Origin of the sequence: Phenylobacterium sp., from assembly GCF_016124325.1 — a bacterium.
Lineage (GTDB): Bacteria > Pseudomonadota > Alphaproteobacteria > Caulobacterales > Caulobacteraceae > Phenylobacterium.
The window spans coordinates 17424-33384 of the sequence record NZ_WGNY01000011.1 but is presented as its reverse complement, the minus strand read 5'-3'; the positions used below and the strand labels follow the sequence as shown (position 1 = coordinate 33384).

Here is a 15961-nt window from a genome sequence, read left to right as displayed (position 1 = left end):
CGCCTCAGGCGCGCATGGTCCAGTGGGACAGGTCGCGCTCGCGGGCCATCAGGGCAAGGCCCGTGGCGATCGACTCCAGTTCCGCGCCGGTCTCGATCCGGGCGGGGTCGAACCGGCGGTGGAAGATGGCCCGCACGGCCGGCACCAGCGACGAGCCGCCGGTCAGGAACACGCGGTCGACGCCGTCCGGCGTCAGGTTGGCGTCGGCGAGCGCGGCGTCGACGGCCGCCTCGATCTGCGCCAGCTCGGGCGCGATCCAGCCCTCGAAGGCCTCGCGGGCCACGGGCCGGACGATCTCGATCGAGCCGGCGCGGAACTCGAACAGCGCCCCGGGCTCGCTCGACAGCGCCTCCTTCAGCCGCGAGACCGAGCGGTAGAGCTGGTAGCCGTAGTTCTCGTCCAGGGTCTCGACGAGCCGGCCGATCTTCTCGGGCTCCACGGCCTCGCGCAGCAGGGCGCGGATCTCGCGCATGTCGCGGCTGGCGCGCATCAGGGCCAGCTGGTCCCAGCGCGCGAAGGCGGCGTAGTACTTGTTGGGGATCGGCAGCACCTTGCCGAAGGTCTTGTAGTCCGAGCCCTTGCCCAGCTCGGGCGAGACCAGGTTGTCGATGATCCGGTAGTCGAAGGCGTCGCCGGCCACGCCCACGCCGGCCCGGCCCAGCGGCGTAGCCCGGACCTCCCCGGCATGCCGCTCGAAACGGATGATCGAGAAGTCCGACGTGCCGCCGCCGAAGTCGCCCACCAGCACCGTGGCGTCGCGGTCCAGCGCGCGGGCGAAGAAGAACGCCGCGCCCACCGGCTCGTAGGCGTAGAGCACCTCCTTCACGCCCATGCGGTGGAAGGCGGTCTCATAGCGGGAGAGCGCCAGCCGTTCGTTGGGCGAGGCGCCCACGAACGTCACCGGACGGCCGACGATCACCCGTTCCGGGATCTCGGCCAGGTCGTCGCCGGCGTAGTCGCGCACCTTCAGCAGGAACGTCGAGAGCAGGTCCTCGAACCGATAGCGGCGGCCCAGGACCTGGGTCTCGGTGAAGCTCTCCTGGCCGGCGAAGCTCTTGAAACTCTGGATGAACCGGGTCTCGGCCGGGTCCTCCACATAGGCCTCGATGGCCCACGGGCCCGCCGCGATCTGGCGATCCTGCGGACGCTCGGCCGGGGCGTGGAACGACAGGCACGAGCGGAAGGCGAACAGCTCGCCCTCCGGAGCGGGAAACTTCACCAGATGCGCCGGCCCGTCCGGCCCCGCCAGCGAGATGACGGTGTTGGTGGTGCCGAAGTCTATGCCGAGGGCGTAGGGCGCCGCGGCCCCGTTCGGGATCGGGCGTCGACTGGGTTCGGTGTCATGGTCGGGCATGGGCCGCGCTCCTTCGCCGGGGTGGGGACGACGGATCGCCCGCCCCCCGTATCGGCGCGCGACCCCTAGACGTGCGGGAAGGCCGCCCGCGTCATTCGGCGAGCTCCACCAGCGGGCGGTCGTAGGCCGCGACGGTGGCCATCTGCAGGATCCGCGAGACCGAGGCGCCCAGCGGGCAGATCTGCACGGGCTTTTCCAGGCCCAGCAGGATCGGGCCGATCACCTCGGCGCCGCCCAGCGACTTGACGAGCTGGGTCGAGATGGCCGCCGACTGGATGGCCGGCATGATCAGCACGTTGGCCGGGCCGGTCAGGCGCATGAAGGGATAGGCGCCGCGCCGCTCGGGCTCCAGGGCCAGCTCCGGCGGCATCTCGCCCTCGTACTCGAAGTCGATGCCGTCCATGTCGTCCAGCATCGCCACCGCCCGGCGCACCCGCTCGGAGCGCTCGCCGATCGGATTGCCGAAGGTGGAGTAGCTCATGAACGCCAACCGCGGCTCGTAGCCCAGCGACCGCACGGCCCGGGCCGCCTCGATGGCGATCTCCACCAGCTCCTCGGGCTCGGGGAACTCGGTGACGTTGGTGTCGGCGATGAACAGGGTGCGGCCCTTGGCCATGACCACGCTCATGCCGATGACCCGGCCGTCGTGGGCGGGATCGACCACGTTCAGCACCTCCTCCAGCACCTGGTCGAAGTTGCGGGTCACGCCGGTCACCATGCCGTCGGCGTGGCCCAGCGCGACCATGGCCGCGGCGAAGGTGTTGCGGTCCTGGTTGATCAGCCGCTGACAGTCGCGGCGCAGGTAGCCTTCGCGCTGGAGGCGCTTGTAGAGGTAGTCCACCGCGGTGTCGTTCCAGGGCGAAAGCCGGGCGTTCAGCACCTCGAGCTTGGCTTCGTCGGGGTCGAGGCCGGCGGCGCGCATGTTCTCGCAGACCAGGTCTTCGCGGCCGACCAGGATCGCCTTGCCCAGGCCCTGGGCCTGGAAGGCGTAGGCGGCGCGGATGACGCTCAGCTCCTCGCCCTCGGCGAAGACGATCTTCCGTTGGGGGCCGGATAGCACCGCGCCCTGCAGCTTCTGGGAGAAGGCGGCCGTCGGGTCCATCCGCTGGGCCAGAGAGGCGCGGTAGGCGTCCATGTCGGCGATGGGCTTGCGCGCCACGCCGGTGTCCATGGCCACCTGGGCGATGAACGGCGGCACGTAGGCCAGCAGGCGCGGATCGAACGGCGTCGGGATGATGTACTGGGGCCCGAACTTCAGCTGGGCGCCGTGGTAGGCGGCGATCACCTCGTCCGGCACGTCCTCGCGGGCCAGCTGCGCCAGGGCGCGGGCGCAGGCGATCTTCATCTCCATGTTGATCTGCCGGGCGCGCACGTCCAGCGCGCCGCGGAACAGATAGGGGAAGGCCAGCACGTTGTTGACCTGGTTCGGATAGTCGCTGCGGCCGGTGGCGACGATGGCGTCGGGCCGCACCTTGTAGACCTCCTCCGGGGTGATCTCCGGATCGGGGTTGGCCATGGCGAAGATGATGGGCTGCGGCTTCATCGTCTTCACGAGGTCGGGCGTCAGGGCGCCCTTGGCCGACACGCCGATGAAGACGTCCGCGCCCTCCAGCGCCTCGGCCAGGGTGCGCTTGTCGGTGTCGATGGCGTGGGCCGACTTCCACTGGTTCATGTCCTCGGGGCGGCCGCGGTAGAGCACGCCCTTGCGGTCGACGGCGATGACGTTCTCGTGGCGCACGCCCATGGCCTTGATCAGGCCAAGCGTGGCGATGCCGGCGGCGCCCGGGCCGTTCAGCACGACCTTCACGTCCTCCAGCTTGCGGCCGGTGATCTCGCAGGCGTTGATCAGGCCCGCGGCGCAGATGATCGCCGTGCCGTGCTGGTCGTCGTGGAAGACCGGGATGTCGAGCAGCTCCTGCAGCTCGGTCTCGATCCGGAAGCAGTCGGGGCTGCGGATGTCTTCCAGATTGATGCCGCCGTAGGTGACGCCGATGTTCTTGACGACGGTGATGATCTCGTCGGGGTCGGTGCAGCTCATCTCCACGTCGATGGCGTCGACGTCGGCGAAGCGCTTGAAGAGCACGCCCTTGCCTTCCATCACCGGCTTCGAGGCTAGCGCGCCCAGGTTGCCGAGGCCCAGGATCGCAGTGCCGTTGGAGATCACCGCCACCAGATTGCCCTTGGACGTGTAGTCGTAGGCCAGCTCCGGGTCCTTCGAGATGGCCAGCACGGGCACGGCCACCCCCGGCGAATAGGCCAGGCTCAGGTCGCGCTGGGTGCCCATCGGTTTGGTCGCGGCGATGCCGATCTTCCCCGGCGTCGGATGCCGGTGGAAGGTCAGCGCCTCCTCGTCGGTGAAGCTGCGTTTCTCGACCTGATCCATCTTGACTGTGCGCCCCCATGCCGGGGCCGTCCCCGGAAGTCGCCCAACCTACAGAGAGCGCCGGGCCGCCACAACGTTCCCCAGCGTCCAGGTCGGCCACGGGAACAATCGTTCACGGCCGTGTGTTCTTGGGGTCGCCGGGCGCGGGGGCGCAGATGGGAACACGTCCATGAACAGACTCCTCGCCTCCGCCGCCGTGGCCGCCGTCGCGCTCGTCGCCGCACCGGCCTTCGCCCAGTCGTCGGGGAGCCCGCCGGCGGCCGCCGCGACGCCGCCCGCGAAGGCTGCGGCCGGCGCGCCCAGCGCCGCGGCCTCGGGCGCCGACGCCAGCGTCACCACGGGCATGACCGTGAAGGACAGCACCGGGGCTCAGATCGGCACGGTGTCCGGCGTCAAGGCCGACGCCACGGGCAAGCAGATGGCCACCATCCAGATGGGCGCCGACACCTTCTCGGTCGACACCACGCGACTGGCCGTCGAGGACGGCCAGGCCACGGTGAACGCCACCGCCGCCCAGATCCGCCAGATGCTCAAGAAGTAGATCGGCGACGCGACCTCGCGATCCCTGGGGCGGCCGAAGGGCCGCCCCTCTTCTTGCGCTGGCCCGCTCAGGCCACCTGCGAGGCGGGCCGAGCCATCGCCTGCTCGGCCTCGGCGATGTAGTCGCGGGTGATGGGCAGGGCGTAGACGCTCTTGGTGAGCTGGACCTGCCAGTTGAACTGCCGCCGGGCGCGGAAGCTCTGCTCGGCGATGCCCAGGTAGAACTCCCACATCCGGCAGAAGCGTTCGTCGTACAGTTCGGCGATCTCGCCGCGGTGGGCCTCGAACCGTTCGCGCCAGTGCTTGATCGTCTCGGCATAGTGGAGGCGCAGGATCTCCACGTCGGTCACCAGCAGGCCCGCGCGCTCGATCGGCTGCATGATCTCCGACAGCGCCGGGCTGTAGCCGCCCGGGAAGATGTATTTCGCCACCCAGCTCGAGGTGACGCCCCGCCGCGGCCGGCCGATGGCGTGGATCAGCGCCACCCCGTCGTCGTTCAGCAGCCGCGCGACCCCGTCGAAATAGGCCTGGTAGTTGGGCCGGCCCACGTGCTCGAACATGCCCACCGAGACGATCCGGTCGTAGGTCTCGGTCACGTCGCGGTAGTCGGTGAGCGAGAACCGCGCCCGCCCGGAGAGGCCGCGCGCCTCGGCGCGCTCCTTGGCCACGGCAAGCTGTTCGGTCGAAAGGGTCACGCCGTCGACGATCGCCCCGGTCTCCTCGGCGATGGTCATCGCCAGGCCGCCCCAGCCGCAGCCGATGTCCAGCACCCGCATGCCGGGCTCGATCCCCAGCTTGGCGGCGATGTGGCGCTTCTTGGCGAGCTGGGCTTCCTCCAGCGTCATGTCGGGCCGGGCGAAGTAGCCGCAGCTGTACTGCATGTCGGCGTCGAGGAAGCGGCGGTAGAGCTCGTCGGAGAGGTCGTAGTGATGGGCCACGTTCTTGCGCGCCGCGGCCCGGGCGTTCATCTCGGCGCGCCGCTCGCGCAGCCACAGCTCGAAGCCGCTGCGGCGCTTCTTCTTCTGGTTCTCGGCGTTCGAGCCGATCAGGTCGATGAACTCGCCGATCGCCCCCTGCTCCAGCACGAGGCCGCCGTCCATGTAGGCCTCGCCCACATAGAGGCCGGGCTTGGCGGCGATGCGGGCGGCCCAGAGCGGGCTGGTGATCCGCGCGACCAGCTTCGGTCCGGTCCCGTCGCCCAGCTTCAGCTCGCCGCCGCCCGGGAGCTTCAGCGTCAGGTCGCCCTGACGGACGATGCTCTCCAGCAGCGCTTGCAGACCCATCGGCACGCTCCTAATTCCGCGACAGGAAGAGTAGGGGTCCTTGCGGGAATTCCAAGACGCGGGACGCGTTCCATCGCCTCGCACTTGACTCCCGATGGCCCATTTCCTACGTCCCGCCTCGACGTTGGCACTCATGGGCCGAGACTGCTAACAGGCTGGTCCCGCGTGCCTTCCGTCACCGACATTCAACCCGTCTCGAACGGAGAGAGAGCACTATGGCGTTTCGTCCTCTCGGGGATCGCGTCCTCGTCAAGCGCGTCGAGGAAGAAGAAAAGACCAAGGGGGGGATCATCATCCCCGACACTGCGAAGGAAAAGCCGCAGGAAGGCGAAGTGATCGCCACCGGCCCCGGCGCCCGCGACGACTCCGGCAAGGTCCAGCCGCTGGACGTCAAGGCCGGCGACCGCATCCTGTTCGGCAAGTGGTCCGGCACCGAGGTCAAGCTCGACGGCCAGGACCTCCTGATCATGAAGGAAAGCGACATTCTGGGCGTCGTCTCCTAAGCGCGCCTCGCTTCCCCCACGAAATTTCTAGGAAAGAGAGTCAGAAATGGCTGCCAAAGACGTCTATTTCGCTTCGGACGCGCGCGACCGCATGCTCCGCGGCGTCAACACCCTCGCCAATGCGGTGAAGGTCACCCTCGGCCCCAAGGGCCGCAACGTGGTCATCGAGAAGTCCTTCGGCGCCCCGCGCTCGACCAAGGACGGCGTGTCGGTGGCCAAGGAAATCGAACTGGCCGACAAGTTCGAGAACCTCGGCGCCCAGCTCATCCGTGAGGTCGCCTCCAAGACCAACGACAAGGCCGGCGACGGCACCACCACCGCCACGGTCCTGGTCCAGGCCATCGTGACCGAGGGCCTGAAGTCGGTGGCCGCCGGCATGAACCCGATGGACCTGAAGCGCGGCGTCGACAAGGCGGTCGCCAAGGTCGTCGAGGAGATCAAGTCGACCTCGAAGAAGGTCTCGGCCAACAGCGAGATCGCCCAGGTCGGCACCATCTCGGCCAACGGCGACGCCGAAGTCGGCGACATGATCGCCAAGGCCATGGAAAAGGTCGGCAACGAAGGCGTCATCACGGTCGAGGAAGCCAAGACCGCCGACACCGAGCTCGACGTCGTCGAAGGCATGCAGTTCGACCGCGGCTACCTCTCCCCGTACTTCATCACGAATGCGGAGAAGATGGAGGCCGACCTCGAAGAGCCGCTGATCCTGCTCTTCGAAAAGAAGCTCTCCTCGCTGCAGCCCCTGCTGCCGGTGCTGGAAGCGGTGGTCCAGTCGGGCCGCCCGCTGCTGATCATCGCCGAGGACGTCGAAGGCGAAGCGCTGGCCACCCTGGTGGTCAACAAGCTGCGCGGCGGCCTGCGCGTCGCGGCCGTCAAGGCTCCGGGCTTCGGCGATCGCCGCAAGGCCATGCTGGAGGACATCGCGATCCTCACCGGCGGCCAGCTGATCAGCGAAGACCTCGGCATCAAGCTCGAGAGCGTCACCCTCGACATGCTGGGCAAGGCCAAGAAGGTCACCATCACCAAGGACGACACCACGATCGTGGACGGCTCGGGTGAGAAGGACGGCATCGAAGGCCGCATCTCCCAGATCAAGAAGCAGATCGAGGACACCACCTCCGACTACGACAAGGAAAAGCTGCAAGAGCGTCTGGCCAAGCTGGCCGGTGGCGTTGCGGTGATCCGCGTCGGCGGCGCCACGGAAGTGGAAGTGAAGGAGAAGAAGGACCGCGTCGACGACGCCCTGAACGCGACCCGCGCGGCCGTGGAAGAAGGCATCGTTCCCGGCGGCGGCGTCGCCCTGCTGAAGGCCAGCCGCGTGCTGGACGGCTTCAAGGGCGACAACGACGACCAGGAAGCCGGCGTCGCCATCGTGCGCCGCGCCCTGCAGGCCCCGATCCGTCAGATCGCCGAGAACGCCGGCGTGGAAGGCTCGATCGTGGTGGGCAAGGTGCTGGAGAACGGCTCGGCCACCTTCGGCTTCAACGCCCAGACGGAAGAGTACGTCGACCTCGTGTCGGCCGGCGTCATCGACCCGGCCAAGGTGGTTCGCACCGCGCTGCAGGACGCCGCCTCGGTGGCCGGCCTGCTGATCACGACGGAAGCCGCGATCGTCGAAGCCCCCAAGAAGGGCGGCGCCGGCGGTCCTCCGGGCGGCATGCCCGGCGGCATGGGCGACATGGACTTCTAAGTCCACGCGTCCAGGATCACTGACGAACGAGGGCGGAGCCGCGAGGCTCCGCCCTTTTTCTTTGCGAGGTTCAAGTCGTATCGGTCCAGCGGTCACCCAGCAGGTAGCGGGGGCCGGCCCCGCGCCGCGCCGCTCGATCGCCGGGATTGTAGAGGGCGCAGCGCTCCAGCGAGAGACAGCCGCAGCCGATGCAGCCGTCCAGCAGATCTCGCGTGCGCTCCAACATGGCGATCTTCGCGTCCAGGGTCCCTCGTATCCGCTGGCTGATCGCGAGCCAGTCCTGCGCCGACGGGGCCTTGTCCATCGGGAGCATCGCCAGCTCGGACTCGATCTCGGCCAGGGTCAGCCCGAGGCGCTGAGCGATGAGGGCGAACGAGAGACGGCGGATGTCGGAGCGCATGAAGCGACGCTGATTGCCGCTGCTGCGGATCGCGCGCACGAGCCCCCGGGACTCGTAGAACCGGACCGCCGATACCGACAGGCCGACCCGCCGCGCCAGTTCGCCGATGGAGAGAGTGGCGGGCGGCGGCACGAGCATGACCCTCAACTAGTTCCTTGACCTCAAGTTAGCTTCAGCTTGTAGGCCGAACAAGTAGGGCGCCCATGCGCCGAAGCCGAGGACCCGAAGAGAAATGCCCAGCCCCCGCATCGAGCACGTCAACGTCACAGTCCGAGACCCGCAACGCACCTCGCGTCTCATGACCGAGTTGTTCGGTTGGCCGATCCGCTGGCAGGGGCCCGCGCGGGACGGAGGCCTTTCGATCCACGTGGGATCGGCTGACCAGTACATCGCCCTCTACACGGGTCGCGGCGTCACCTACATGGACGACGACTTCGCCAAGGGGCGGCCCCTGAACCATATCGGCGTCGAAGTGGACGACCTGGACGCGGCCGAGGCGCGTGTCGTCGCCGCTGGCCTCACGCCCTTCTCCCATGGCGACTATGAGCCCGGCCGCAGGTTCTATTTCCTCGATCCGGACGGGATCGAATATGAGGTGGTGAGCTATTCCCAGGGCCAGGGAAGGCGGCGGCCAGGCTAGGCCTGCGCCATCTCGCGGCGGGTCAGCGGCCTTCGGTGTCGCGGATCACCATGCCGCCGATCCAGCTCGCCACCCCGGTGACGATGGCCGCCAGGACGCCCGGGAGCAGGCCCGCGACGGAAAAGCCGGGCAGCAGCCAGGCCACCAGTCCGATCATGGCGGCGTTCACCACCAGCAGGAACAGGCCCAGGGTCACGAGGGTGATCGGCAGGGTCAGGATGAACACGACCGGCCGGACGAAGGCGTTGACCACCCCCAGCAGGACCGCCGCCAGCACCAGTGTGGGCGTGCTGTCCACGTGGACGCCCGGCACGATCGCCGAGGCGGCCCATAGGCCCAGAGCGGCGAAGGCCGCGCGAATCACGAATCTGGCGAGCATCTCACCTCCCTCGACCGTCCCGGGGGTCACCCTATCGCGGGATTTGGGGCCTGCCCACCGCCTCGACCCGCCCGGCGGGATGGCGACGCCGAACAAGGGTCCGTTCACGATTTGCGGCCATTGTGATGCGACCGGCTGTCGCAGTGGGGACCTTGGCGGCCGGATCCTGAAGGGACTTTGGGGACGTGATTTCAAAGGCCGCGAGCCTGTTGGACGAGCGCCTGGACGCGGTGGGCGCCACCGCGCGCCAGACGCTGCGCGCGCGCCTCGCCATCGCCACCGGCGTGGTGGTGCTGATCTGGCTCGTTTTCGGCCCGGCGTTCGGGGCGGCCTGGGGCGCCGCCTACGGCCTGGGCGAGGCGATCATCCGCCTGGCGCTGCGGCCGCTGGCGAAGGGCGAGTCCCTGAGCCGCCGCCGCCGCGCCCTCTACCTCGCCGCCATGGTTTTCAACGTCCTGACCTGGGCCTCGCTGGCGGTGCTCTGCTGGAGCGGGGGCGAACAGGCCTTCCGGCTGGCGGCCATGGCGGTGATCGCCGGCCTGCTGGTCCACGCCCAGGCCTTCGCCTTCCGCTCTCCGGCGGCGCTCGCCGTGCTTGGCGTGCCCCCTGCCGTCCTCTGGATCGTCCTGCCGATCTTCTTCGGCGGCTTCGCGGGGCTCGATCTGGTGATCCTGCTGCTCGGCCTGACCATGCCGCTGGCCTATGTGGCCGCCAGCGCCCGGGCCAATATGCGCACCGCCGCGGCCCTGGCCCAGGCCGAGCGCGAGGCGGTCAACGCCAATGACGCGAAGTCGGCGTTCCTCGCCATGATGAGCCACGAGCTGCGCACGCCGCTCAACGGCGTGCTGGGCATGGCCCGCGCGCTCCAGGGCACCCCGCTCGATCCGCGCCAGCAGGGCTATGTCGAGACGATGCTGCGTTCGGGCGACGGGCTGCTGACGATCCTCAACGACGTGCTCGACATCTCCAAGATCGAGGCCGGGCGGATGGACCTGGAGGTCGCCGCCTTCGACCTGCGCGGCCTGGCCGAGCAGGCTGTCGAACTGTGGGCGGAGTCGGCCGCGGCCAAGCGGCTCAGCCTGGTGTGTGAACCCGACCCGGAGCTGCCGGCCCTGGTTCTCGGCGACGAGACGCGCGTGCGCCAGATCGTCATGAACCTGGTGTCCAACGCCCTGAAGTTCACCGAATCCGGCTCGGTGCGGCTGGCCGTGCGCGCCGCGCCGGGCGCCGATGGCGACGGCGGGGTCGAGATCCGGGTCGTCGACACGGGCATCGGGATGAGCCCGGCCCAGCTTGCCGGCCTGTTCCGGCCCTACGCCCAGGCCGAGGCGTCCACCGCCCGCCGCTACGGCGGCACGGGCCTCGGCCTCGCGATCTGCCGCAAGCTGGCCCACATGATGGGCGGCGAGATCGGGGTCGAGAGCCTTCCCGGCCGGGGCTCGACCTTCCGCGTGTGGCTGCCGCTGCCGCCCGCCGACGCGATCCTGGCCGACGCCGAGGAACCGACCGACCTGCCGGCCCTGCGCGTGCTCGTGGCCGACGACAATCCTATCAACCAGGCGGTCGCCCGCGCGCTGCTGGAGGCGGCCGGGGCGACGATCGAGACCGCCGCCGACGGCGCCGAGGCCCTCGAACGCCTCAGGGCCGGCGTCTTCGACGTGGTGCTCATGGATGTGAACATGCCCAACATGGACGGCGTCGAGGCGGTGGGCCGCATCCGCGCCGGCCAGGCGGGGGCCTCGGACATTCCGGTGATCGCGCTCACCGCCGACGCCATGGCGGGCGAGGCCGCGCGGCTCAAGACGCTGGGCTTCGACGCCCTGGAGCACAAGCCGGTGCAGCCGGCCTCGCTCATCCGCGCGATCGTGGGCGTGCTGGCCGCGCGCGCCGGCCTGGAGGTCGAGGCGGAGGCCGCGGCCTAGGCCTGGCGCTCAGCTCGAGAGCCACAAAGCCAATGACGTCCGCTCATCCCGGCGAAGGCCGGGATCCAGATCTCATGGCGCGGAGGCGGATTGGACGACCTCGGAGTCTCCAGAACCCACGTCGGAGATATTCCATCTGGGTCCCGGCCTTCGCCGGGACGAGCGGGTTCTGAGCACAAACCCTAGGCCTTCGCCGTCTCCGGTTCGGGAACGGTCGGCTTGAGGCGTCCGCCGATGCGGATGGGCTCGATCCGCCGCGCGAGGCCGGTGGCCGGATCGGTCTCCACGAACACCCCGCACACCGTGGCCGGCCCCTCGGCGGGCTTGTAGCGGCCGCCCGAGATGCGGGTGGTGAACCGCCGCAGCGGCTCCTCCTTCTGGTTGCCGATCACGCTGTCGTAGTCGCAACAGGCGCCGGCGTCGGTCTGGTAGGCCGTGCCGCCCGGCAGCACCTGGGCGTCGGCGGTCGGGACGTGGCTGTGGGTGCCCACCACCAGGCTCGCGCGGCCGTCGCAGAAGTGGCCCATGGCCATCTTCTCCGAGGTAGCTTCGGCGTGCATGTCCACGACGACGGCGTCGGCCACCGCGCCCAGCGGACAGGATTCCAGCTCGCGGTCCACGGCGGCGAAGGGGTCGTCCAGCGCGTCCATGAACACCCGGCCCAGCAGGTTGACCACCAGGATGCGCTTGCCGCCGGGCGTGTCGAACAGCTGGGCGCCGCGTCCGGGCGCCTCGGCGAAGGCGGGGTAGTTCAGCGGCCGGATCAGCCGCGGCTCGCGCACGATGTAGGTCAGCGCCTCCTTCTGGTCCCACGAATGGTTGCCCAGGGTGAGGCAGTCGGCCCCGGCGTCGAACAGCTCGTTGGCGGTGCCTTCCGTGATCCCGAAGCCCGCCGCGGCGTTCTCGGCGTTGACGATCACGAACTCCAGGTCGAGCCGGCGGCGCAGCGCCGGCAGGTGTTCGGCCAGTCCCTCGCGGCCCGACCGGCCGACCACATCTCCGAAAAAAGCGAAACGCATCAAATCCCTCTATCCGACCTGAATGTACTCCGTCTCGGTCAGAATGGCGTCGAGGCGCTGATCGTGCGGCTCCATCGGGATCTCGGGCAGCTCCTGGCCGGCGTAGGCCACGCCGATCACGAACACCGGCTTCTCCGCCCGGAGCGCGGCGATGGTGCGGTCGTAGTGGCCACCGCCCTGGCCGAGACGGCCGCCCTTCCGGTCGAAGGCCAGCACCGGCGCGAAGACGATGTCGGGCAGGACGGCCGCGGCCTCGGCGATGGGCGAGGGGATGCCCAGGGCGTCGGGCGCCAGGGGGTCGCCGGGATCATGCAGCCGGAACACCAGGGCCCCGTCGCGCGCCTGGGCCACGGGCAGCGACCGCCGCGCGCCGTCCAGACGGATCGGCGTCGGATCCAGCTCCGAGCCCACCGGATGGTAGAGCGCATAGGTCTTCGCCCGCGGGGGCGCGGCGGCCGCCAGGACGGCGGCGGCCCGGTCGCCCGCATCGGGGCGTTCGGCGGCGAGCCGCCGGCGCAGGGCGCGCAGGCTTCGCCGCAGCGTGGCCTTGTCGGAGATCGAATCCACACCTGACCTTAGCGCAGATGGGTGGCGGCGCCGCGAGAGCCGTGAAGGACTGTCAATTCCCTCGACCTGGATTAACCAGGTGGGCGCCGTGTTGCCGAAGACCACGATCCCCGGCAGGGACAGCTCCCGATGAGCGAATTAAGGTCGCTGGAATTTGGTTGCCTTCGACGCGAGCCGCAGCAAGACCCGCCGAGGGCGTAAGGTAGTGAGCCGGACGCGCCGGCTCAAGCGAGGCCGGCGATGTCGCGACAGAATATCCAGGACCTGATCGAGGCGGCCGTGGCCAAGGGCGTCGCGCCGGGGCTGACCGCGGCCGTCGCGCGGCCCGACGGGACCGACGAGCTGTTCGCCGCCGGCGTCCGCGGAGCCGCCGATCCGACCCCCATGGACGCCGGAACCGTCTTCTGGATCGCCTCGTGCACCAAGGCGCTCACCTCGGCCGCCGCCCTCGAACTCGTCGCCCAGGGCAGGCTCGACCTCGACGAACCCGTCGGGGGGCTCGTGCCGGCGCTTGCCGCGCCCCAGGTCCTGGAAGGGTTCGACGCCGACGGCGCGCCGCGCCTGCGCCCGGCGCGCAAGCCGGTGACCCTGCGCACCCTGCTCGCCCACACCTCGGGCATGGCCTACGACTTCTTCAACGCCGACCTCGCCCGCCACCTCGCCGCGGTCGGCGGCGACCTCTCCCTGGCGGTCACCGGGGCGGCGCCCCTCGTCTTCGAGCCGGGGGAGGGCTGGCAGTACGGCACCGGTATCGACGGCGCGGCCTGGTTGATCGAGGCGGCGACCGGCGAACCCTTCGCCGCATACCTCGCGCGCACCATCCTGGACCCGCTGGGGATGTCCGACACCGCCTTCGCGCCGGGCCCGGACCAGGCCGTGCGGCGAGCCGGGATGCACCACCGCACGGCCGAGGGCGCGTTCGCGCCCGCCGACGCCTTCCCGGCCCCGCCCGCCTTCCACGGCGGCGGCGGGCTGACCTCGACGGCGGCCGACTACCTGAAGTTCCTGCGTGCGGTGATCGGCGACGGCGCGGGCGTGCTCTCGCCGGAAACCCTGGAACGCCTGCGCCAGCCCCAGGCGCGCGTCGGCCGCCCGGGCGACCTGGCCACCGCCGCCCCGCCGCTCAGCAGCGATTTCCGCCCCATGCCGGGGATCGCCAAGTCGTGGACCCTGGGCTTCCTGCGCAACGACGAGGACGTCCCCGGCGGCCGGCGCGCCGGTTCGCTCGCCTGGGGCGGCCTGGCCAACTGCTACTACTGGGCCGATCCGGCGAGCGGCGTGGCGGGGGTGCTCTGCGCCCAGTTCCTGCCCTTCGCCGATCCCGGCGTGCTGAAGACCTTCGAGGCCTTCGAGCAGGCGGTCTACGCGTCCTGACGCCGCGGCGGCTTCCAACCGGGGCGGCGAAAGCCTAAGTCTGCGGTCGTGCGCCTCCGGAACCGCCAAGCGTGAACGCGACCCTCGAGCTCCAGCCGTCCCTCGCCCGCCAGGCCAACGACCTGGCCCGCGATCTCGCGCGTCCCGAGCCGCGGATCTACTGGCTGGACCTGGCGGTCACCGCCTCGGTGACCTGGCTGAGCTTCGCGGTGGCCGCGACCAGCGCCTCGTGGGCCTGGACGCTCGCCGCCGGGGCCGTCTGCGTTCTGGCCCTCTATCGCGGCATCAGCTTCATCCACGAGCTGACCCACCTGCGCCGCGACGACATCCCCGGTTTCCACTTCGCCTGGAACGTCCTGATCGGCGTGCCCTGGCTGACGCCGTCGCTGCTGTACGAGGGCGTCCACATCCTGCACCACGCCAAGGACCGCTACGGCACGCCGCGCGATCCGGAATACCACCCCCTGGCCCGCCGGCCGCCGCACGAGCTGGCGGTGTTCCTGGGCATAGCCTTGCTGGCCCCCGTGGGCGTGGTGCTGCGCTTCGGCGTGCTGGCGCCGCTGGGCTTCGTGATCCCGGCGGTGCGCCGCTTCGCCGTCGCGCGGGCCTCCGGGATGGTCATCAACCCCGGCTTCGCCCGCGAGGACTTCGACCGCGCCAATTCGCCCGCCTGGCTGGCCCAGGAGATCGGCGCCTGGCTGTGGTGCTGGACGATCGCGGGCCTGGCCTTCGCCGGGATCGTCCCCTGGCGCGTGGTGGCGACCGCCGGGGCGATCTTCGCCCTGATGACCCTCTTGAACCAGCTCCGCACGGCGGTCGCCCACTACTGGGAGAACGACGGCGAGGTCATGGCCCCGCTGGACCAGTTCCTCGACAGCGTGAACGTGCCGCCGCCGGCCTTGATGCCCTACCTCTGGGCGCCCGTGGGCCTGCGCTACCACGCCCTGCATCACCTGATGCCGCGGCTGCCCTACCACAACCTGGGCGCCGCCCACCGCCGCCTCGTCGAGGCCCTGCCGCCCGACCACGTCTACCGGCGCGTGGAGCAGCGCGAGCTCATCCCGGCGCTCGGCGACCTCGTGCGGCGGATGGGGCGGAAGCGCTAGGTCAGCCGCCGCCGATCAGCCGCGCCAGGTTCGCCAGCGGAAACGCGAACGGCACGGCGAACGAGCCCCATGTGCCGAGCGCCAGCGCGGTGCGCCGGTATAGGGCCGCGTCCGCCGGCCGGACCGAGGCTTCGACCATCGGCCCCAGCAGGAAGGCGATGTTGGCGAAGCCCATGAGGATCAGGAAACCCGTGCCCAGGAAGAGCGTCATGCCGAGCGCGTCCGAGGCCGACTCCCACATCGGCCGGCCAAACGCATAGCTCTGGCCGATGGCCAGGCCGTAGGCCATCCACCCCGCGACGGCGAGCACGAGGTTGTAGGGAAGCCTGCGGGCCTGCCACCAGGTCCAGGCGTCCGTGTCGGGTCGGGAGGAATCGCTTTCGGCCATGGGCGGACTTCACCCCAGGCCGGTCAAGACCTCGTGCAGGCCCCGCGTGCTCTCGGCGCCCATTCGTCCCAGCCGCTCGATCAGGCGTCCTGGGCCGCCAGCTTCTCGATCTTGCCGGCCGCGCCTTCCAGGGCCGCGACGGCCTTGGCCTCGATACGGGCCCGATCGGCCTGGAGGCGGTTCACCTCGACCTGCAGGGCGGCCAGCCGGTTGCGGGCGTCCATCAGTTCGTCGGCCAGCAGCAGCCCGCCCATCAGGAACAGGCGCGTGTCGCCCAGCTGCCCCAGGTCCTGCGACACCTGCCGGACCTGCTGGTCCAGCATCCGGGCCAGCTCCTGGAGGTGCGCCTCCTGGCCGTCCTCGCACCCCACGGCATAGGGGCGGCCGTTCACCTCGACGTTGACCTGGGCCAT

At 70.2% G+C, this 15961-nt stretch carries 16 protein-coding genes and 1 other RNA gene; 7 read left to right on the top strand and 10 right to left on the bottom strand.

The window, feature by feature from the left end:
• Positions 1-4 precede the first annotated feature (4 nt).
• Together GC203_RS05195 and GC203_RS05190 are read right to left on the bottom strand one after the other, a co-directional pair.
• On the bottom strand, positions 5-1354 hold the full coding sequence (locus tag GC203_RS05195; RefSeq protein WP_293452028.1) for an Hsp70 family protein: 1350 nt from the start codon (positions 1352-1354) through the stop codon (positions 5-7).
• A 91-nt stretch (positions 1355-1445) separates the two neighbouring features.
• Positions 1446-3737 (bottom strand): NADP-dependent malic enzyme, encoded by a 2292-nt coding sequence (locus tag GC203_RS05190; RefSeq protein WP_293452026.1) that lies wholly within the window; start codon positions 3735-3737, stop codon positions 1446-1448.
• A gap of 169 nt (positions 3738-3906) precedes the next feature.
• On the opposite strand from GC203_RS05190, the gene GC203_RS05185 reads away from it, so the two are divergent.
• Positions 3907-4278 carry a hypothetical protein gene (locus GC203_RS05185; RefSeq protein ID WP_293452024.1) on the top strand — a complete coding sequence of 124 codons (372 nt, stop codon included), beginning with the start codon at positions 3907-3909 and terminating at the stop codon, positions 4276-4278.
• 67 nt (positions 4279-4345) lie between these two features.
• Here GC203_RS05185 and GC203_RS05180 read toward each other — a convergent pair whose 3' ends face one another.
• The gene (locus GC203_RS05180; protein ID WP_293452022.1) at positions 4346-5560 is read right to left on the bottom strand and encodes a cyclopropane-fatty-acyl-phospholipid synthase family protein; all 1215 of its coding nucleotides are present in this window, start codon (positions 5558-5560) and stop codon (positions 4346-4348) included.
• A 215-nt stretch (positions 5561-5775) separates the two neighbouring features.
• Here GC203_RS05180 and groES point away from each other — a divergent pair, with 215 nt between their 5' ends.
• Complete coding sequence (gene groES / locus GC203_RS05175) at positions 5776-6063, top strand: co-chaperone GroES (protein WP_293361936.1); 288 nt, start codon at positions 5776-5778, stop codon at positions 6061-6063.
• A gap of 46 nt (positions 6064-6109) precedes the next feature.
• Entirely contained in the window at positions 6110-7753 is a 1644-nt protein-coding gene (gene groL / locus GC203_RS05170; RefSeq protein ID WP_293452020.1) for a chaperonin GroEL, read from the top strand.
• A 70-nt stretch (positions 7754-7823) separates the two neighbouring features.
• Here the strand turns inward: groL and soxR are convergent, their stop codons facing one another.
• Entirely contained in the window at positions 7824-8291 is a 468-nt protein-coding gene (soxR, locus tag GC203_RS05165) for a redox-sensitive transcriptional activator SoxR (protein WP_293452018.1), read from the bottom strand.
• Between the two features lie 94 nt (positions 8292-8385).
• Here soxR and GC203_RS05160 point away from each other — a divergent pair, with 94 nt between their 5' ends.
• Positions 8386-8793, top strand: coding sequence for a VOC family protein (locus GC203_RS05160; protein WP_293452016.1), 408 nt, complete (start codon positions 8386-8388; stop codon positions 8791-8793).
• Between the two features lie 22 nt (positions 8794-8815).
• On the opposite strand, the gene GC203_RS05155 is transcribed toward GC203_RS05160, so the two are convergent.
• The gene (locus GC203_RS05155) at positions 8816-9172 is read right to left on the bottom strand and encodes a phage holin family protein (RefSeq protein ID WP_293452014.1); all 357 of its coding nucleotides are present in this window, start codon (positions 9170-9172) and stop codon (positions 8816-8818) included.
• Between the two features lie 185 nt (positions 9173-9357).
• On the opposite strand from GC203_RS05155, the gene GC203_RS05150 reads away from it, so the two are divergent.
• On the top strand, positions 9358-11094 hold the full coding sequence (locus GC203_RS05150) for an ATP-binding protein (protein ID WP_293452012.1): 1737 nt from the start codon (positions 9358-9360) through the stop codon (positions 11092-11094).
• Between the two features lie 182 nt (positions 11095-11276).
• Here the strand turns inward: GC203_RS05150 and GC203_RS05145 are convergent, their stop codons facing one another.
• From GC203_RS05145 to ssrS, 3 genes are all read right to left on the bottom strand, one after another.
• Complete coding sequence (locus tag GC203_RS05145; protein WP_293452010.1) at positions 11277-12113, bottom strand: TIGR00282 family metallophosphoesterase; 837 nt, start codon at positions 12111-12113, stop codon at positions 11277-11279.
• A 9-nt stretch (positions 12114-12122) separates the two neighbouring features.
• A complete protein-coding gene (locus tag GC203_RS05140; RefSeq protein WP_293452008.1) occupies positions 12123-12680 on the bottom strand; it encodes a 5-formyltetrahydrofolate cyclo-ligase in 558 nt (185 codons plus the stop codon).
• A 23-nt stretch (positions 12681-12703) separates the two neighbouring features.
• Positions 12704-12866: non-coding RNA, 6S RNA (gene ssrS, locus GC203_RS05135), on the bottom strand.
• Between the two features lie 54 nt (positions 12867-12920).
• Between ssrS and GC203_RS05130 the strand changes: the two genes are divergently transcribed.
• Together GC203_RS05130 and GC203_RS05125 are read left to right on the top strand one after the other, a co-directional pair.
• Positions 12921-14054 (top strand): serine hydrolase domain-containing protein, encoded by a 1134-nt coding sequence (locus GC203_RS05130; protein WP_293452006.1) that lies wholly within the window; start codon positions 12921-12923, stop codon positions 14052-14054.
• A gap of 71 nt (positions 14055-14125) precedes the next feature.
• Positions 14126-15160 carry a fatty acid desaturase gene (locus GC203_RS05125; protein WP_293452004.1) on the top strand — a complete coding sequence of 345 codons (1035 nt, stop codon included), beginning with the start codon at positions 14126-14128 and terminating at the stop codon, positions 15158-15160.
• A gap of 1 nt (position 15161) precedes the next feature.
• Here the strand turns inward: GC203_RS05125 and GC203_RS05120 are convergent, their stop codons facing one another.
• Positions 15162-15548, bottom strand: a complete 387-nt coding sequence (locus GC203_RS05120; RefSeq protein ID WP_293452002.1) for a hypothetical protein — start codon at positions 15546-15548, stop codon at positions 15162-15164.
• 80 nt (positions 15549-15628) lie between these two features.
• Complete coding sequence (gene zapA / locus GC203_RS05115) at positions 15629-15961, bottom strand: cell division protein ZapA (protein ID WP_293452000.1); 333 nt, start codon at positions 15959-15961, stop codon at positions 15629-15631.